We start from the raw sequence: 18,929 nt of genomic DNA on the forward strand, positions 1-18,929 counted from the left end.
ATCTACCGGACAGGGTCCCCATGACCAGCAACGCATCCTCAGATCCCTCGTTCCCGGGCACCGCGCGGCTCCCGGCGCCGGGCCTGCTCGCCCGCGCCGGGGAACGCCTGCGCTCGGTGGTGCCGGCCCTGGCCAGGCGCCCCCTCGCGCAGGACGCCTCGCTCCCCGTCCCCGCTGACGCACCGCCGCTGTGGGACAGCCCGCACTGGGCCTGGAGCCCCGACGTGCAGGACCGGATGCGCGCCGCGGTGCAGCGCGCATCGGTGGGCGAGGTGGTCTCCTACGGCGACACCATGCTCACGCCCGGCAACATGCTCGTCACCGTCGACCTCACCGTGGCACCCGTCGTCAGCCCGAGCGGGGTGAGCGAGATCGTGTGCTCCGTCGTCGATCACGACCACGAGGACCGCACCCTCACCCTGCGGACGTCCGGCGCGGGCTCCGGGCTGCACCGCGGTGCAGCAGCCGCCCCGGCCTCGGTGTTCGGCGGTGATGCCGAGCATGACGAGCTGCGACCCGGCCCGCCCCCACGGCACCGGGCCTCGCAGAACGACGCCGCGTCCGTGTGGCAGCTCTGACCCTCCGGTCCGACCACGACCGTTCCGCACCTCCTGAAGGAGAACGACATGACAGACGTCATCGCCGGCCCGCCCGCCACCTCCCCGCGCGAACCGACCGCGCTGCCTGCGGCCCCCGACGCCGTGGTCGCCGTCTACGCGACCGAGGCCGACCTGACCGCGGCCGTCCGCCTCCTCGAGCACGAGCGCTACGACATGTCGACCATCTCCGTGCTCGGCAAGGGGATGAGCGAGGAGCGGCACGTCGTGGGCTTCGAGACGGCGGGCGGGCGGACCACGCGCTGGGCCTCCTGGGGCGGGCTGTGGGGCTGGCTCTTCGGCGCCCTGGTCTTCGTCCCCGGCGTCGGTCACATCGCCGTCGGCGGCTACCTGCTCTTCATGCTGACCACCGCAGGGATCGGTGCCGTCGGCGGCGCCCTCGGCGGCGCGCTGTCGAGCACCGGGATCCCGGCCGACGGCATCCCTGTCTACGAGGCCGACCTGCGCGCGGAGCACTTCCTCCTCATCGCCCACGGCACCCCGGGCGACGTGCTCCGGGCGCGCGACCTGCTCGACCGCACCCCGCACGAGCGGATCGACCACCACCGGGTCGTCGACCTCGACACCGTCGAGGCGACCACGCCGCCCGTCGCCCCCTGACCCCGACCGGCCCCGCGGCGATGCTGCGGTACCCCGGGCGCTCCGACGCGGGCCGCCCGGGGTACCGCAGCATCCGCGTGGGCCTCTACGTCGCCGTCGCGCAGACCGCGGCGGTGGCCGCCGCGGCTGCCGTGACGCGGTCCGCGTCGCTCACCACGCAGACCGCCACCAGCCTGGCCGACGTGGCCGGCAGCGTCTTCCTGCTCATCGGCGTCATCAGCAGCGGGAGGGCCGCAGACGACCGGCACCCGCTCGGCTACGGCCGGGAGCGGTTCTTCTGGTCCCTGCTCACCGCGGTCGGGGTGTTCGTCGGCGGCTTCGGGGTCGCGGCCGCCGAGACCGTCCACGCCGTGCTGCATCCCCATGCCACAGGGTCGTACCCGGTCGGGTACGCGGTGCTCGCGGTCATGACGGCCCTGGACGGCGTGGCCCTCGCCGTGGGGCTGCGGCCCCTGCTGCGACAGGCCGCGCAGCGGAACCTCACCGTCACGCAGATGCTCTGGCGCGGAACGGATCCGGCCGTGACGACCGTGATCCTCACGAGCGCGGCGGGCCTCGTGGGTGCCGTCGTCGCGGCGGTCGGGCTGGCGGTCACCGAGCTCACCGGACGACCCCTGGCCGACGCGGCCGCGAGCGCGGTCATCGGGCTCGTCCTGCTGGCGACGTCCGTCGTGCTGCTGCACACCAACCGGGAGCTGCTCACCGGCCGGGGCCTGCCGGCCGGCGAGGTCACCCGGATGCAGGCGGTCGTGCTGGCCCGGCCGGGCGTCGTCGCCGTCCCGGACCTGTTCGCGATGGTGGTCGGCCCGGCCACGCTCATCGTCGACGGCGACGTCGTCTTCGAGGACGCGCTCGACGTCCCGGACGTCGAGGCCGCCATCGTCGACGCGGCGCAGGCGCTGCGCGCCACCTGGCCCGCCGTCGCCTACGTCTACCTCAACCCGGTCGCCGCGGCCCGGCCCCGCCGGCACCCGGCCCGGCGGCCCGGGGAGCGCGACGGCGATCCAGGGGTAGCGTCGCAGCGGAGGGACGGCACCGTGCCCAGCTCCGAGGGAGCCGTCGCCATGACCGCACCGAGCACGCTGTCCCTCCGCCCGCAGACCGATCTGGTCGACCGGCTCGCCCACCCCACGCAGGACGACGTCGCCGTCGTCGACGCCTGGTGGCGGGCGAACAACTACCTGACCGTCGGCCAGATCTACCTGATGGCGAACGCGATGCTGCGCGAGCCGGTGGCCACCGAGCACATCAAGCCCCGGCTCCTCGGGCACTGGGGCACCAGCCCCGGTCTGTCGTTCGTCTACGCGCACGCGTCGCGGCTCGTCCGCGAGACCGGCCAGCGGATGATCTACCTGGCCGGCCCCGGCCACGGCGGCCCCGCGCTCGTCGCCGCCGGGTACCTCGAGGGCACGTACAGCGAGATCTACCCCGAGGTCGGCCAGGACGAGGCGGGCCTGCTGCGGCTGTTCCGGCAGTTCTCCGCCCCCGGCGGCATCCCCAGCCACGTGTCGGTGACGACCCCCGGGTCGATCCACGAGGGCGGCGAGCTGGGGTACGTGCTCGTCCACGCGTTCGGGGCGGTGATGGACGACCCCGACCTCGTCGCGCTGGCCGTCGTCGGCGACGGCGAGGCCGAGACCGGCCCGCTCGAAGGCTCCTGGAAGGGCGTGTCCTTCCTCAACCCGGAGCGGGACGGCGCTGTGCTGCCGGTGCTCCACCTCAACGCCGCCAAGATCTCCGGCCCGACCGTGCTCGGCCGCAAGGACCCGGCCGAGGTCCGGGAGATCTTCCACGGGCACGGCTACGAGGTCATCGAGGTCGAGGGCGAGGAGGTGCCGGGGATGCACCTGCGCTTCGCCGCCGCCCTGGCCCGGGCCTGGGCCGGGATCCGGACGATCCAGGCCGACGCCCGCGAGGGCCGCTGGGACGGCACCCGGCCGCGCTGGCCGATGATCGTGCTGCGCAGCCCCAAGGGGTGGACCGGCCCGGACGTCGTCGACGGTGTGCAGGTGCGGGGCACCTGGCGCGCCCACCAGGTACCGCTGGCCAACGTGCGCGGAAACCCCGAGCACCTGCGCATGCTCGAGGCGTGGATGCGGTCGTACCGGCCCGAGGAGCTGTTCGACGCCACCGGGGCACCGACCGCGATCGTGCAGCGGGCAAACCCGTCCGGCGACCTGCGGATGAGCGCCGCCCCGGCCGCGAACGGCGGGCTCACCACCGTCGACCTCGACCTGCCGGACTTCCGCGACTACGCGGTCGACGTGCCGGAACCGGCCCGCGTCCGCGCCGAGTCCACGCGCAAGCTCGGCGAGATGATGCGTGACACCTACCGTCGCAACCCGCACTCGTTCCGGCTGTTCTGCCCGGACGAGACGAACAGCAACCGCCTCGGCGCGGTCTTCGAGGCCTCCGACCGGGCCTTCGCGGAACGGGTGGCGGACATCGACGTCTCGATCTCCCGCGACGGCCGGGTCATGGAGGTGCTCTCCGAGCACAACTGCCACGGCTGGCTGGAGGGCTACACGCTCACCGGCCGGCACGGCTGGTTCGCGACCTACGAGGCGTTCGCGATGGTCAGCGCCTCGCAGACGATCCAGCACGGCAAGTGGCTCCAGGAGGCGGACAAGCTGCCGTGGCGGGCCGCCGTCCCCAGCCTGAACGTCCTGCTCACCTCGACCGCCTGGCGCAACGACCACAACGGGTTCAGCCACCAGGGGCCGGGCCTGATCCAGAACGTCATCACCGCGCGCGGCAACATCGGCCGGGTCTACCTGCCGCCGGACTCCAACTGCCTCATGTCCGTGGCGGACCACTGCATGCGGTCCCGCTCCTACGTCAACCTCGTCGTCATCGACAAGCAGCCCCAGCTGCAGTGGCTGTCGATGGAGGAGGCCGTCGCCCACTGCACGCAGGGGGCCGGCGTCTGGGACTGGGCCGGCACGGACGACGGCAGCGCCGACCCGGACATCGTGCTCGCCTGCGCCGGCGACGTCGTCACGATGGAGACGGTCGCGGCGGCGGACATCCTGCGCCAGCACCTGCCGCACTTCCGCACCCGCGTCGTCAACGTCGTCGACCTCATGACGCTCCCGCGGCGCAAGGACCACCCGCACGGGATGGACGAGACGCTGTTCAAGGAGCTCTTCACCGACCACGTCGACGTCGTCTTCGCCTTCCACGGCTACCCGGGCGCGGTCCACCAGCTCGTCCACGGCCGGCCGGACGCCGACCGGTTCCGGGTCCGCGGGTTCATCGAGGAGGGCACCACGACGACACCGTTCGACATGGTCGTGCTCAACCGGGTGTCCCGCTACCACCTCGTCATGGACGCCCTGAACAACGCCCGGCGCACCCCGCCCGGGGCGAGCGAGCTCATGGCGTACTGCCGGGCCCGGCTCGCCGAGCACGAGGCGTACGTCGTCGAGCACCTCGAGGACCTGCCCGACATCCGGGACTGGGTGCTCGGCGACCCGACGCCGGCGGCCGGTCCGGCCGCCTGAGGCTCAGCCGGCCTCCCGGTCCACGGTGTCGCGGAGCAGGGCGTGCAGCTCGTCGCCGAGCCAGGCGGCGAGCTGCTCGACGTCCGGCACGAGCGTGGGGCAGCCGAGCAGGCCGAAGCAGATCCGGTCCCGGTAGCTCATGGCCGTGATGTTCAGGCCCTGACCGTCGATGATCGAGGACGCCGGGTAGTACCCGACGAGCTCCGCGCCCGCGTAGTACAGCGTCTCCCGCGGTCCGGGGACGTTGGACACGAACAGGTTGAACGGGTTGATCCGCTCCATGAGCCGCCAGTGCGCCCAGAGCCGCCAGCCGGGGTCGGCGACCAGGGGGAGCGCCAGCCCGCTCAGCTCGCCGAGCATCGTCGGCGGGAACGTCGCCATCTCGGCCTTGCCGGCACGCATCGCCGACGCCGTCGCGAGGAGGCGGTCGAGCGGCGTGCCGACGTTCGTGGGCAGCCCGGTGAGGATGACGGACAGCTGGTTGCCGGTCGGACCGCCCGGCGCGCCGCTGCGCAGGGACACCGGGATCGCGGCGACGAGCGGGTCGTCCGGCAGCGCGTCGTGCGCCAGCAGCCAGCGCCGCAGCGCCCCGGCGCACACCGCGAGGACGACGTCGTTGACCGTGAGGCCCGCGAACTCCTTGACCCGCTTGACGTCGGCGAGCGACAGGTCCGCGAAGGCCCACGCCCGGTCGGCCGAGATCGAGGCGTTGAAGGGAGTGTGCGGGGCGCGCAGGCCCCCGTACGGGAGCACGGCCTCCGGTGCGAGGACCCGCTCCAGCACGGGGACCCGGGCGGCCCCTGCGGCGACGAGGCCCGGGACCGACACGAGCAGGCCCAACGACACGCGGGCCACCCGGGCCGGCTGCCGCAGCAGCGAGAGCAGGCTGCGGACGACCAGCGAGGAGTCCCGGGGGACCTCGTCAGGCGGCGGGTCGCCGTCGGCCGGCGCGACGACACGGCCGGACGCCGTGCCGTCGAGCAGGGCCGTGAGCACGTCGTCGCCGGAGACGCCGTCCATCGAGGCGTGGTGGACCTTGGAGTAGACCGCGACCCGGCCGCCGCGCAGCCCGGTGACGAGGTAGAGCTCCCAGAGCGGCCGGGACCGGTCGAGCGGCTGGGCGTGCAGGCGGGCGACCGTCGTGGCGAGCTCGTGGTCGCCCCCGGGCCGGGGCAGCCGGACCTGGCGCACATGGTGCTTCAGCACCGGCTCGTCGTCGACCCAGTACGGCTGGTCGAGCCCGAGCGGGACGAACCTCAGGGACCGTCGGAGCAGCGGCAGCAGGTGCAGCCGGGACGCGACGTGCGCGGTGAGCCGCGCACGCGTCAGGGGCCGGGGCGCCGTCGAGGGGTCGAGGACGCACACGCTGCCGACGTGCCCGTTCACCTCGGGGGACTCCATGGCGAGGAAGAGCGCGTCGAGGCCGGTCAGCTGTTGCACGGCTGCACCGGTGCGGGGGCGGGCCCGGAGGTGAGCTGGGCCTTGAGCTGGAGCTTGAGGATCTTGCCCGTGGCGCTCTTCGGCAGGTGGAGGCGGACCTCGACGACCCGGGGGTACTTGTACCCGGCCAGGTGGTCGCGGCAGTAGGCGATGAGCTCGACGTCGGTCACCACGGCGCCGGGCCGCAGCGCCACGAACGCGAGCACCTCCTCGCCGAGACGCTCGTCCGGGATGCCGACGACGGCCGCCTCGTCGACGTCCGGGTGCCGGTAGAGGGTCTCCTCGACCTCGCGCGGGTAGACGTTGTACCCGCCCCGGATGATGAGCTCCTTCTTGCGGTCGACGACGAAGAAGTACCCGTCCTCGTCGACGTAGCCGAGGTCCCCGGTGTGCAGCCAGCCGTGCGCGAACGCCGTCGCCGTGGCGTCCGGGTCGTCGAGGTAGCCCTTCATCGTGTGGAAGCCGCGGGTGACGATCTCGCCGATGTGCTCGTGCCCGGCCGGCAGCCGCTGGTCGTGCTCGTCCCAGATCTGGCACTCGGTCCCCCAGATCGGGGAGCCGACGCTGTAGATCCGCCGGTCGTCGACGCTGCGGTTGAAGGTCGTCGACGAGGCCGTCTCGGACAGGCCGTACCCCTCGAGGATGGTCACCCCGAACGCTGCTCGAAGGCGTCGAACACCGCGGCCGGGATCGCCGCCCCGCCGGAGATGGCGATCCGCAGGCTCGAGACGTCGGCCTGCTCGAGGCCCGGGTGGGCGAGGAGGGCCGCGAACATCGTCGGGACGCCTTCGAAGACCGTCGCCCGGTCCCGTTCCACGGCGGTCAGCACGGCCTCGGCGCTGAACCTCGGGACCAGCGACAGGCTCGCCCCGAACCGCAGCGCGCAGTTGAGGATGCTCGACAGCCCGAAGACGTGGAAGAGCGGCAGCGCCGCGACGACCACGTCGTCCGCGTGCACGCCGAAGAGCCGGCCGGGGATGTCGGCGTTCATGTACAGCTGGTAGTGCGTCAGCTCCGCACCCTTCGGCACGCCCGTCGTGCCCGAGGTGTAGACGACGACCGCCGTGTCGTCCGGCCCGGTGTCGGCCATCGGGGGGACGGCCGGTGCCGCCTGGAGCAGGCTCGCGAACGGGAGCAGCGACGGCGCTCCGGCCGCACCGGCCTCCGACGGCGCGACGACGACCTCCCCCACGACGACCACGTCGTCGACACCGGCCTGGGCGGCGCCGGCCAGGGCGTGCTCGAGCACCCCGGCCCAGGTGACGAGCAGGCGCGACGAGCTGTGGCCGAGGTGGAAGGCGATCTCCTCGGTCTTGAGCAGCACGTTGAGGGGAACCATCACGGCGCCCGCCTTGAGGATGCCGAAGTAGGCCACGAGGAAGGCGGCGATGTTCGGCAGCTGGACCGCGACCCGTTCTCCGACGGCGACTCCACGGTCGGAGAGCGCACCGGCGAACCGGTCGGAGAGGTCGTCGAGCTCCGCGTACGTCATCGCTCCGCCGTCCCACGTCGCGACCGGCTTGTGCGGTGACGTCGCAGCGGACTCACGCAGGATGACGGCGAGGTTGAACATGCTGGGGCTCCTCGGTGGTGCCCTCGTGGTGCCCCCGGCAGAGCTGATGGTTCCCTTTTGCGGGGATCTACCACCAGTTGTCCCACAGTTACGGTGCGTCGCAAGCGGGACCAAGTGCGCCGATCCGGGACAAGGTCCCGGGTGCCGCGCGGACGGCGCGACTAGCGTCGCAGGTCCGGGCAGTCGGCCGCGCACGGCGCGGCGGGGCCCGGACAGGCGCCGCCCCGGTCCCCGGTAGCGCACGTCGTCCACCCCTGACGTGCACCGGAACCGAGGAACGTGGCCCTCCCCTGCTCAGCCTCCTCCTACCCGTCCCCTCCCTGCGGCACCCCTGCCCCGGTGCGCGGACCGGTCGGCCGACCGTCCGTGACCTTCGTGCGCCCGGTGCGACCGAGCGACCAGGTGCTGCGCCGGCTCGACCTGATGTGCCTCGCCCACGTGTTCGCCACCCTCGAGGCACGCTGCGTCCGGACGTCTCAGGAGGTGGACCCACGTGCTACCGCCGCATGACCCGGCAGCAGCGGGCGGGGCGGCGATCCTCGCCCAGGGCCTGGGGCGGTCGTACGGTCCCGTGCTGGGCGTGCGCGACATCGACCTGCACGTCGACACCGGAGCGGTCGTCGGGCTGCTCGGCCCGAACGGCTCCGGGAAGACCACCCTGATCCGGATGCTCGCGACCCTGCTGCGCCCCAGCGCCGGGCAGGCCCGGGTCGGCGGCGCGGACCTGCGCACGCAGCCGGGCGAGGTGCGCCGGCACATCGGGCTCACCGGCCAGTACGCCGCGGTCGACCAGTTCCTCACCGGTCGCGAGAACATCCGGATGACCGCCCGCATGCTCGGGATGTCCCGCGCGGACGCCGGACGCCGGGCGGAGGACCTGCTCGGGTCCTTCGACCTGCGGGACGCGGCCGACCGCCCGCTGTCGACCTACTCCGGTGGCATGCGGCGGCGGCTCGACCTCGCACTCAGCCTCACCGGGCGGCCCTCGATCGTCTTCCTCGACGAGCCCACCACCGGCCTCGACCCGCGGAGCCGGTTCGCGATGTGGACGGTCATCGAGGGGCTCGTGGCCGACGGGACCACGGTGCTCCTGTCGACCCAGTACCTCGAGGAGGCCGACCGGCTCGCCGAGCGGGTCGTCATCCTCGACCACGGCCTCGTGGTGGCGGAGGGCCCGCCGGACGCGCTGCGCGCCCAGGTCGGCGCGCACGTCGTCGATCTGACGCTGACGGACCCCGCCGACGGCCGGGCGGCCCTGGACGCCCTCGCCGGCCTCGCGAGCGCCCCCGTCGAGCACTCGCCCGGCAGCCGCGAGCTGCGGGTGCCGGTGGCGGGCTCCGAGGCGCTGCCGGACGTCGTCCGGCTCCTCGACGCGGCGGGGGTCCGCTTCCGCGGGCTCGCCGTGCACGAACCGTCGCTCGACGACGTCTTCCTCGCTCTCACCGGACGGCCGGCACCCCCGCCGTCCGGCATGACCGCACCGGAGAAGGACCCGACCATGCCCCCGATGGTGACCACGTGAGCACGCTGCCGCTCCTGCACCCCTCGGTCCGCGTGGAGGTGGCGGAGCTGACCGGCCGGAACCTCCGCAAGATCATGCGGGAGCCGACGCTGGTGTTCTTCTCCCTCGCGATGCCCGTCATCATGCTCACCCTCTTCAGCCAGGTGTTCCGGTCGGTCTCGCAGTCGTCGGACTTCCCCGCCGGGGTCTCGTACATCGACTACCTGCTCCCCGCCGTCCTGTGCACCACACTCGCCCAGAGCGCCACGACCTCGAGCACCGCGATCGCCACCGACCTCGAAGAGGGCATGGTGGACCGGTTCCGCTCCATGCCGATCCACGCCTGGACCGTGCTCCTGGCCCGCAACCTCAGCGACGTCGTCCGCGGGATGCTCCAGAGCCTCGTCATGCTGGTGCTCGGCCTGGCGGTCTTCGGGTTCCGGTTCCACGGGACGCTGCTCGAGGCCGTCGGGACGCTCCTCGTCGCGCTGCCCCTGAGCTTCGCCCTCAACTGGCTGTTCATCTGGATCGGCGTCCTGGTCCACAAGCCGGAGACCACCCAGATCGCCGGGATGCTCGTGACGTTCCCGCTGATGTTCGCCTCCAGCGCGTACGTCCCGATCGCCTCGCTGCCCGGCTGGCTCCAGGTGGTCGCGAAGGTGAACCCGTTGTCCTACACCGTGGACGCCGCACGCGGTCTCGCGCTCGGCCACCCCGACGCGGGCGCGTTCTGGAAGTCGCTGCTCGTCGCGACGGTGCTGGCCTGCGTCTCGGTCGCCGGGGCGACCACGGCCTACCGCCGGATCGACCGCTGACCCGGGACGTCGGCACTTGCCCGTCACCGCCGGGGGCGTAGCCTGATCACGTTGCCCTGGACCCCGGTGGCCGTTTCGCCGCGCTGAGCGGACACCACACCGGACGAGGAACCATGAGCAACGCTGCGGACACCCCCTCCTTCGTCTCCTCCTCACGCACCCGGCGACGGGCGGTCGTCGCCGGCACCGTCTGCCTGGTGCTCGGGACCGCCGCGTGCGGCGGCTCCGGCAGCGCCGGGGCGGACGCCACCGCCCAGAGCCACGGCGCGATCTCCATCTGGTACTCCAACAACGCGCAGGAGGTCACCTGGGGCAAGCAGGTCGTGGCCGCGTGGAACGCGGCGCACCCCACGGAGAAGGTCAGCGCCCAGGAGATCCCGTCGGGCAAGTCGTCCGAGGAGGTCATCGGCGCCGCGATCACCGCGGGCACCGAGCCGTGCCTCATCTACAACACGTCCCCGGCGTCCGTCCCGACGTTCCAGCAGCAGGGCGGGCTCGTCCCGCTCGACACCTTCAGCGACGGCGCCGCCTACATCGAGGCCCGCGCCGGGACCGCGGACAGCCAGTTCGTCTCGCCGGACGGCAATTACTACCAGATGCCCTGGAAGTCGAACCCGGTGATGATCTTCTACAACAAGAAGGTCTTCAAGTCCGCCGGCATCAGCACCACGGCCCCGCCGCTCGGCAGCTACGCCGAGTTCCTCGCGACGGCGAAGAAGATCGTGTCGTCGGGCGCCGCCAAGTACGCCATCTACCCGGCACCGTCGAGCGAGTTCTACCAGTCCTGGTACGACTTCTACCCGCTCTACGCGGCCGAGAGCGATGGCAAGCAGCTCGTCGTCGACGGGAAGTCGACGTTCGACTCCGACGCCGGACGGGCCGTCGCCGCCTTCTGGTCCCAGCTGTACGCGGAGAACCTCGCCGGCAAGGAGAGCTACAACGGCGACTCGTTCGCCGACGGCACCGCGGCCATGGCGATCGTCGGCCCGTGGGCCATCTCGACGTACGAGGGCAAGGTCGACTGGGGTGTCGTCCCGGTCCCGACGAGCGCCGGGGGCGGCGGCGACACCGTCCCGACGTTCAGCGACGCGAAGAACATCGGGATGTACGTGTCCTGCAAGAACACCGGCACGGCATGGGACTTCCTCAAGTACTCCACGAGCGTCGCCCAGGACGGCAAGCTGCTCGAGCTGACGGGCCAGATGCCGATGCGCAAGGGCATCGAGACGCAGTACGCCGCCTACTTCACGGCGCACAAGGACTACGTGACGTTTGCCGCCGAGGCCGCGCACGTCGTCGAGGTGCCCAACGTGCCGAACTCCATCGAGGTGTGGCAGGCGTTCCGCGACGCGTGGTCGTCGTCGGTCGTCTTCGGCAAGACCGACCCCGCGACCTCGCTCACCGGAGCGGCCACGAAGATCGACCAGCTCGTGGCGCAGTAGGCGCACGGCGATGACCACCACCGTCACCCCGGCGGCGCGGCCGGCGACCGGGCACACCCCCGGGAGCCGGCCGCGGCGGGCCGTCCGGCTGAGCCGGGCCGTGCTCGGACGCCAGCCGATCGGGCTGCTGTTCGGCGCACCCTACGCACTGTTCGTCGCGGTGCTCTTCGCCTACCCGCTGGGGCTGGCGGTGTGGATGTCGTTCCGGCGGTACTACTTCACCGCGCCGGGCGTCGAGGTGGCCCGGCCCTTCGTGGGCCTCGACAACTACCGCGCGGTGCTCACCGACCCCGCGGTCCGCAGGTCGTTCGTCAACATCGGCCTCTTCCTCGTCATCAACGTCCCCCTGACCGTCGTCCTCGCGCTGCTCCTCGCGACCGCGCTCAACGCGGCGATCCCGTTCCGGTCCTTCTTCCGGGTCAGCTACTACGTCCCGTACGTGACGGCCAGCGTGGCGATGGTCGGGGTGTGGCTCTCGCTGTTCGGGTCGGGCGGCCTGGTCAACCGGCTCCTCGGCAGCCTCGCGCCCGACCCGTCGTGGCTCATCAACGCGCACTGGGCGATGCCGTCCATCGCCCTGTTCGTCACGTGGAAGCAGCTGGGGTTCTTCATCCTGCTGTACCTCGCCGCACTCCAGAACGTGCACAAGGAGCTCTACGAGGCGGCCGAGATGGACGGCGCGAACCGTTGGCAGAGCTTCCGGGCGGTGACGGTCCCGGGCGTCCGCCCGGCGACGACGCTCGTCACGATCCTGGCGATCATCACCGGGGCCAACCTGTTCACCGAGCCGTACCTGCTCACCGGGGGCGGCGGGCCGAACGGCGCCTCCGCCTCCCCGGTGCTGATCATGTACCAGCGCGGCATCGAGCAGAACCACCCCGACGTCGCCTCGGCGATCGGCGTCATCCTGGTGCTCGGTGTGCTCGTCGTGGCCGCCGTCCAGCGCCTCGTCGAGAGGGACTGACATGACGACCGACGACGGGCGCGCCGCCGCCCGCGAGCCGCACCCGGCCGCCCGGTGGCTGCGCCTCGCACCGCTGGTCGCCGGGGCAGTCCTGTTCCTCTTCCCCTTCTACTACATGGTGTCCGGGTCGCTGCAGACCCGCCAGGACACGTCCCTGAACGGCGTGCTCCCGCACCCCGGCAACCTCACGCTGCACAACTACCGGGAGATCGGGACCGCGCTGAACCTGGGCCGGACGCTCGTGAACTCCGGCATCTTCACCGGCGGCGTGCTGCTGGCGACGGTCGTGTTCGGCGTCCTCGCCGGCTACGCCCTGGCCCAGCTGAGGTTCCGCGGGCGCGGGGTGCTGTTCGCGACGATGCTGCTGCTGCAGACGATCCCGTTCCAGCTGCTCATCGTCCCGCTCTACGTGCTCATCGTCCGCAGCTACGGGCTCGGGGACAGCTACCTGGGGATGATCGCGCCGTTCGCCATCAACTCGACGGCCGTCTTCGTGTTCCGGCAGTACTTCCTGCAGATCCCCGCCGAGCTGTTCGACGCGGCCCGCATCGACGGCGCCAGCGAGTTCCGCATCCTGCGCAGCGTCGCGATCCCGCTCGTACGGCCGGCCCTGCTCACCGCGATGCTCCTGACCTTCATCGGCCCGTGGAACGAGTTCCTCTGGCCGTTCCTCGTGACGAAGCAGGAGCAGATGCAGCCGCTCGCGGTCGCCCTCGCCAGCTACATCAGCACCGTCGCCGCCGCTGCGACGAACCCGATCGGCGCGATCCTGGCCGGCGCCTGCGTCCTCGCCGCTCCCGCGGTGGCGCTCTTCGTCGCCTTCCAGCGGCACTTCGTCTCGACCGACCTCGGGTCCGGGGTGAAGGGGTGACCCTGCACGTGGCGGCGCCGGCCCTCCCCTCGGTCCCCGACGCCGTGCCCTACCGGCTGACCCGGGCGGGCGTCGTCATGACGCCCGACCCCGGGTCGCCCGACGAGGCCGAAGGAGTCCTGAACCCCGGCAGCGGCCGCGACGGCGACGGCCGGCTCTGGCTGCTGCCCCGGATCGTCGCCGCGCACAACGTCTCCCGGGTCGGGCTCGCCGAGGTGCTCCTGCGTGACGGCGTCCCGCACGCCGTCCGGCGCGAGGGCGTCGTCCTGTCGCCCGACGCCTCGTGGGAGCGCGGCGGCGGGCACCGCGGCGTCGAGGACCCGCGCGTGGTCTGGGTGGCGAACCTGCAGCTCCACGTCATGACGTACGTGGCGTTCGGGCCGCTCGGCCCGCGCCCCGCGATCGCGGTCTCGCACGACCTGCGCACCTGGCGCCGGCTCGGGCCCGTCCACTTCGAGCACGACCCGGCCCTGGACTGCGACCTCAACCTGTACCCGAACAAGGACGTCGTGTTCTTCCCCGACCCGGTCCCCGGGCCGGACGGCGATCTCTGCTACGCGATGCTGCACCGGCCGATGTGGGACCTGGGGCTCGTCGTCGGCGGCGGCGAGGTCGTGCTGCCCGCGGGCCTGGCCGACCCACGCCCCGGCATCTGGATCTCCTACACGCCGATCACCCAGGTGCACCAGGACCTGCGGCGCCTCGCGCACGTGAGCGGGCACCGCCTCGTCGCGCTGCCGGAGCACGACTGGGAGGCGGTGAAGATCGGCGCCGGCCCGCCGCCGCTGCGGGTCCCCGAGGGGTGGCTCCTGCTCCACCACGGGGTGTCCGGCGAGGAGGCCACGGGATGGGAGCCCCAGACGGAGGCCCGCTACAGCGCCGGCGGGATGCTCCTCGACATCGCCGACCCGTCGCGTCTGCTGGCCCGGACCGCGCGCCCCCTGCTCGAGCCGTCGACGACGGCGGAGACGACCGGGACGGTGCCCAACGTCGTGTTCCCCACCGCGGTCGAGGAGGTCGACGGACGTCGCTTCGTCTTCTACGGCATGGCCGACTCGGCGATCGGGGTCGCGGTCCTCGACAGGACCCCTGCCGGACCCGGGGCCCCGTGATCCGGACGGCAGCAGTGGCTGGTACTACCGCAGAGTGACGAGCCGTCCGGCGATGTCGACGGCCAGGGCGATCTGGTGGTCGAGCGCGGCGGCGCTCCCCCACCACGACACGGACGTGACGACGAGCCCCTCGCCGGTCACCCGGACCGACCACAGCTCGGCCGGCCGCATCGTGCCGTCACCGTGCCGGGCGAGCGGCCAGTGCTCGACGCGCCGGTGCAGGTCCGTGTCGAGGACACCGTGCGGGTCGGTGACGACGAACCGGCCCGGCGTGCCGCCGTCGGGCGCGCCCCGCTGCGGGCGGCCCAGGAGCCGCCCCACCCGTGCCGCCCATCGACCGAGGTCGGAGTGCGGACCGGGCCTGCTCACGTCGAGCAGCGGGCCCGTCGACCCGGCCCCGGACCGGCGGGCGCGCAGCGCCGGGCACACCCATCTCACCGACGACGCCGGGTCGGCCTCGCCGGTCGGCGTCCCGTCGTCCAGGTCGCAGTACCAGGGCAGGGCGGCCGCCCGCGGCTCGAGCCTCAGCGCGTGCGCCCCGGCAGCCGTCACGACGAGGTCGCGAGCAGCGGCCACCTCGTGCACGAAGTCGTTCGCCGGAGCGACCATGACGGCATCGTAGGACGATCCGCCGATACCTGGCGGTCCAAGATCGACATGCGCGAACCGGCGGACCGTGTCTAATCCTCCAAGGATCTGCGAGAGGACCGGACGCGTGACAGGACGCCATCGGTGATCGAGCACGCGCTGTCCCGTGCCGGCACCGTGGGCACGGACCTCCTCGAGGTGCCCTGGGAGCAGCACCCCCTGGGCCCGCCCGGGCGGTGGCCCCACACCCTCGCGAACGCCGTCCGGACCATGCTCTCCTCACGCTTCGCCATGTGGATGGCGTGGGGTCCCGAGCTGACCTTCTTCTGCAACGACGCGTACCGCCGCGACACCCTCGGGTCGAAGTACCCGTGGGCCCTGGGCCGCAGCGCACGTGAGGTGTGGAAGGAGATCTGGCCGGACATCGGCCCGCGCATCGAGCACGTCGTGGGCACCGGCGAGGCCACCTGGGACGAGGGGCTGCAGCTGTTCCTGGAGCGCAACGGGTACGTCGAGGAGACTTACCACACCTTCTCGTACAGCCCGCTCGTGGACGACGACGGCACGGCGGCAGGGATGCTCTGCGTCGTCAGCGAGGAGACCGAACGGGTCGTCGGCGAGCGCCGGATGCGCACCCTGCGGGACCTGGGCACCGACCGGTCGGTCGTCCGCGAGGAGGCGGACGTCTTCGCCTCCGCACAGGTCCATCTCGGGGCCAACCCGTGGTGCCTGCCCTTCACGGCGACGTACCTCTTCGACGTGGACGGCGACGCCCGGCTGGTGTCCGCGACCGGGGCCGTGGCCGGCGACCCGGTCGCACCGCGCGTCGTCAGGGCCACGGCCACGGACCCGGTGTGGCCGCTCGCGAGCGCGGCGGCGGGCCGGGAGTGCGTCGTCGACGACCTCGCCGCCCGCTTCCCCGACGTCCCTGCGGGGGGCTGGCCGCAGCCGCCGGACCGGGCCGCCGTCCTGCCGCTCGCGCAGACCGCGACGGACGCGGTGACCGGCTTCGTCGTCGTGGGCCTCAACCGGTACCGGCCCTACGACGAGGGGTACGCCGGCTTCCTGCGCCTCGTGGCCGGGCACCTCGGCACCGGGGTCGCCGCGGCCCGTGCCTACCAGGCCGAACGGGCCCGGGCAGAGGCCCTCACGGAGCTGGACCGCGCGAAGACGAGCTTCTTCACCAATGTCAGCCACGAGTTCCGCACCCCGCTGACGCTCCTGCTGGGCCCGGCCGAGGACGCGCTCGCCGACACCGCGCACCCGCTCGACGCGACGCAGCGCGAGCGGGTCGAGGTCATGCGCCGCAACGCCGTCCGGCTGCTCAAGCTCGTGAACATGCTCCTGGACTTCTCCCGGCTGGGGTCGGGACGGATGACGGCCCGCTACGAGCCGCTCGACCTGGGCAGCACGACGGCCGAGCTCGCGGGGATGTTCCGGCCGGCGTTCGAGGCGGCCGGTCTGGACCTCGTCGTCGAGGTCGCGCAGGACACCGGCGGGGGCGTCGTCGCCCACGTCGACCACGAGATGTGGTCGAAGATCGTCCTCAACCTGTTGTCCAACGCGCTCAAGCACACGTTCACCGGCGGCGTCCGGGTCACGGTGTCGGCGGACGAGCAGACGGTGGAGCTCGCCGTCACCGACTCCGGCATCGGCGTCGACGCCACGGAGCAGAAGCGTCTCTTCGAACGGTTCCACCGCGTCCTCGGGGCACGATCGCGCAGCCACGAGGGGTCGGGCATCGGGCTCGCCCTCGTCGCCGAGCTGGCGCAGCTGCACGGCGGGAGCGTCGGGGTGGAGAGCACCCCGGGGCAGGGCAGCACCTTCCGGGTCCGCGTCCGGCGCGGCAGCGACCACCTGCCGCCCGAGCAGGTCGTCCGGCCGGCCGGCGCCCCGCGGAGCGGCGCCGCGGACCGGCAGGTGGAGGGCTTCCTCACCGAGGCGCTGCGCTGGTCGCAGCCACCGGACGACGCGGCCGGGCAGCACCGGGCGGGCCCGGACGCACCGCACGTGCTCGTCGTCGACGACAACGCCGACATGCGCGACTACCTGGTGTCCCTGCTGTCGCCGACGTACGACCTGGCCGTCGCCGGTGACGGCCTCGCCGCCCTGGAGCGCGTCCGCGAGCGCCGCCCGGACCTCGTGGTCTCCGACGTCATGATGCCGGGGCTGGACGGCTTCGGCCTGCTGCAGAAGCTGCGCGGGGACGACGCGACCGCCGACATCCCGATCATCCTGCTCTCCGCCCGGGCCGGGGACGAGGCGACGGTCGAGGGCCTCGACGCAGGTGCGGACGACTACCTCGTCAAGCCGTTCTCCGCCCGTGAGCTCACGGCCCGGGTCCGGTCGAACCTCGAGCTCGACCGCAGCCGCCGCAACGCGGTCGAGCTCGAGCACAACCGGGTGCTCCTCGACCAGGCGCAGCGCCTCGCCGCGGTCGGCAGCTGGGAGCTCGACATGGCCACCGGCGCGCTGTCGGTGTCCGACGAGCTCGTCCGGCAGACCGGGCTGTCGGCCGCGGAGGTGGGCCGGCTCGGGCTCGAGGGCGCGCTGGCGCACGTCATCCACCCGGACGACGCGGACGTCGTGCGGGGCGCGCTGGCCCGGGCCGTCCGGGGCGAGCCGCTGGACCTCCAGGTCCGGTTCGTGCGGCCGGACGGCGAGGTCCGCACCAACCGGGTGCTCGGCGAGCTGGTGGAGTCGGTGACCGGCGACCGCAACCGGTTGCGCGGCAGCTCGCAGGACGTCACCGAGCAGCTGAGATCCGTCGGGCTGCAGGCCGCCGCAGCGGCCGCGCGGGAGGCGGCCGCGCGCGAGCACGAGATCGCGCGGCAGCTCCAGCTGAGCCTGCTGCCGGAACGCTGGATCACCCCGGACCACCTGCGGATCGCCACGTTCTACCGGGCAGGGGTCGAGGGCGCGCACATCGGCGGCGACTGGTACGACGTCATCGAGCTGGGGGCCGGCCGGGCCGCGCTCGTCATCGGCGACGTCATGGGCCGGGGCGTCCGGGCGGCCGCGATCATGGCCCAGCTGCGGGCCTCGGCCCGGGCCTACGCCCGGCTGGACCTGCGGCCCGCGGACGTCCTCGAGCTGCTCGACGGCGTCGTCCGCGACCTCGGCGACGACCAGATCGTCACGTGCCTCTACGCCGTCTACGACCCGGGCGACCGGACCTTCACCTTCGCCAACGCCGGGCACCTGCCCCCGCTGCTCGTCACCGGCGGGTCGGACGTGCGGCGCCTCGCCGACACCGCCGGGCAGCCGCTCGGCACCGGACCGTTCACGCTGGAGGAGGAGACCGTGCTGCTCACCGGTCCGGCGACGGTGGCGCTCTACACCGACGGTCTCGTCGAACGCCGCGACAGCGACATCGACGCCGGCGTGGACGCGCTCGCCGCGGTGCTGGGACGCGCCGGCGCGGACGCCGTCACCCCGGACCGGCTCGTCGCCGAACTGCTGCCGGACGGCGCCGACGACGACGTGGCGATCCTCCTCGCGGACTTCCTGGGCGAGTCCGCCGGGACCACGACCCACACCTGGCCGGTGGCCGACGCAGCCGCTGCCGTGCAGGGGATCCGGCACGCCGTCGGCGAGGTCCTGCGGCAGTGGTCGCTCCCGCAGGAACGGACCGACGACGTCCTGCTCGTCGTGAGCGAGCTGACCACCAACGCGATCGTCCACGGGCGCCCGCCCGTCGAGCTGCGGCTGCGCCACGACGGCCGGCGGGTGGTCGTCGAGGTGCACGACGCGGCCGCCTACCTGCCCCGCAAGCAGCGGCCCACCACCGACGACGAGCACGGCCGCGGCCTCGTCCTCGTCTCCCGCGTCACCGAACGCTGGGGGACGCGGCCGACGGGTCGCGGCAAGGCCGTCTGGTGCGTGCTGCCGGCGGGGTGAGCC

At 73.0% G+C, this 18,929-nt stretch carries 13 protein-coding genes and 2 pseudogenes; 11 read left to right on the forward strand and 4 right to left on the reverse strand.

Annotated elements, in window-relative coordinates; all coding sequences use genetic code 11:
• Positions 1–20 precede the first annotated feature (20 nt).
• The 4 genes and pseudogenes from EDJALFJO_RS21625 (at position 21) to EDJALFJO_RS21635 (ending at position 4,720) form a co-directional block, all read left to right on the forward strand.
• Positions 21–578: a hypothetical protein gene (locus tag EDJALFJO_RS21625; protein ID WP_088288360.1), complete on the forward strand. Its 558-nt coding sequence runs from the start codon at positions 21–23 to the stop codon at positions 576–578.
• A gap of 48 nt (positions 579–626) precedes the next feature.
• Positions 627–1,217, forward strand: a complete 591-nt coding sequence (locus EDJALFJO_RS21630; RefSeq protein ID WP_088288361.1) for a general stress protein — start codon at positions 627–629, stop codon at positions 1,215–1,217.
• A 20-nt stretch (positions 1,218–1,237) separates the two neighbouring features.
• Positions 1,238–2,140: pseudogene (locus EDJALFJO_RS36530) on the forward strand (cation diffusion facilitator family transporter); the annotation flags it as partial.
• 141 nt (positions 2,141–2,281) lie between these two features.
• Positions 2,282–4,720 (forward strand): phosphoketolase, encoded by a 2,439-nt coding sequence (locus EDJALFJO_RS21635; protein ID WP_369812566.1) that lies wholly within the window; start codon positions 2,282–2,284, stop codon positions 4,718–4,720.
• A gap of 3 nt (positions 4,721–4,723) precedes the next feature.
• Here EDJALFJO_RS21635 and EDJALFJO_RS21640 read toward each other — a convergent pair whose 3' ends face one another.
• From EDJALFJO_RS21640 to EDJALFJO_RS35745, 3 genes and pseudogenes are all read right to left on the reverse strand, one after another.
• The gene (locus EDJALFJO_RS21640; protein WP_088288363.1) at positions 4,724–6,160 is read right to left on the reverse strand and encodes a wax ester/triacylglycerol synthase family O-acyltransferase; all 1,437 of its coding nucleotides are present in this window, start codon (positions 6,158–6,160) and stop codon (positions 4,724–4,726) included.
• A complete protein-coding gene (locus tag EDJALFJO_RS35740) occupies positions 6,148–6,612 on the reverse strand; it encodes a hypothetical protein (protein ID WP_369812567.1) in 465 nt (154 codons plus the stop codon). The genes EDJALFJO_RS21640 and EDJALFJO_RS35740 overlap by 13 nt, the downstream gene beginning before the upstream one ends.
• Positions 6,613–6,657: 45 nt before the next feature.
• A pseudogene (locus EDJALFJO_RS35745) lies at positions 6,658–7,733 on the reverse strand (AMP-binding protein); the annotation flags it as partial.
• Positions 7,734–8,226: 493 nt separating this feature from the next.
• On the opposite strand from EDJALFJO_RS35745, the gene EDJALFJO_RS21650 reads away from it, so the two are divergent.
• The 6 genes from EDJALFJO_RS21650 to EDJALFJO_RS21675 all read left to right on the forward strand — a co-directional run bounded on the left by EDJALFJO_RS21650 (position 8,227) and on the right by EDJALFJO_RS21675 (position 14,438).
• Complete coding sequence (locus EDJALFJO_RS21650) at positions 8,227–9,255, forward strand: ATP-binding cassette domain-containing protein (RefSeq protein ID WP_088288364.1); 1,029 nt, start codon at positions 8,227–8,229, stop codon at positions 9,253–9,255.
• Complete coding sequence (locus tag EDJALFJO_RS21655; RefSeq protein ID WP_088288365.1) at positions 9,252–10,049, forward strand: ABC transporter permease; 798 nt, start codon at positions 9,252–9,254, stop codon at positions 10,047–10,049. Before EDJALFJO_RS21650 ends, EDJALFJO_RS21655 begins: the two co-directional genes overlap by 4 nt.
• 113 nt (positions 10,050–10,162) lie before the next feature.
• Positions 10,163–11,491: a sugar ABC transporter substrate-binding protein gene (locus tag EDJALFJO_RS21660; protein WP_088288366.1), complete on the forward strand. Its 1,329-nt coding sequence runs from the start codon at positions 10,163–10,165 to the stop codon at positions 11,489–11,491.
• Between the two features lie 10 nt (positions 11,492–11,501).
• Entirely contained in the window at positions 11,502–12,455 is a 954-nt protein-coding gene (locus EDJALFJO_RS21665; RefSeq protein ID WP_088288367.1) for a carbohydrate ABC transporter permease, read from the forward strand.
• A gap of 1 nt (position 12,456) precedes the next feature.
• Positions 12,457–13,326 carry a carbohydrate ABC transporter permease gene (locus tag EDJALFJO_RS21670; protein WP_198950526.1) on the forward strand — a complete coding sequence of 290 codons (870 nt, stop codon included), beginning with the start codon at positions 12,457–12,459 and terminating at the stop codon, positions 13,324–13,326.
• Positions 13,327–13,403: 77 nt separating this feature from the next.
• Complete coding sequence (locus EDJALFJO_RS21675) at positions 13,404–14,438, forward strand: glycosidase (protein ID WP_088288426.1); 1,035 nt, start codon at positions 13,404–13,406, stop codon at positions 14,436–14,438.
• Between the two features lie 24 nt (positions 14,439–14,462).
• Here the strand turns inward: EDJALFJO_RS21675 and EDJALFJO_RS21680 are convergent, their stop codons facing one another.
• The gene (locus tag EDJALFJO_RS21680; protein ID WP_088288368.1) at positions 14,463–15,047 is read right to left on the reverse strand and encodes a hypothetical protein; all 585 of its coding nucleotides are present in this window, start codon (positions 15,045–15,047) and stop codon (positions 14,463–14,465) included.
• Positions 15,048–15,170: 123 nt separating this feature from the next.
• Here EDJALFJO_RS21680 and EDJALFJO_RS21685 point away from each other — a divergent pair, with 123 nt between their 5' ends.
• On the forward strand, positions 15,171–18,926 hold the full coding sequence (locus EDJALFJO_RS21685; RefSeq protein WP_088288369.1) for a SpoIIE family protein phosphatase: 3,756 nt from the start codon (positions 15,171–15,173) through the stop codon (positions 18,924–18,926).
• Positions 18,927–18,929 lie beyond the last annotated feature (3 nt).

Origin of the sequence: Kineosporia sp. A_224 (assembly GCF_002198655.1) — a bacterium.
Lineage (GTDB): Bacteria > Actinomycetota > Actinomycetes > Actinomycetales > Kineosporiaceae > R-H-3.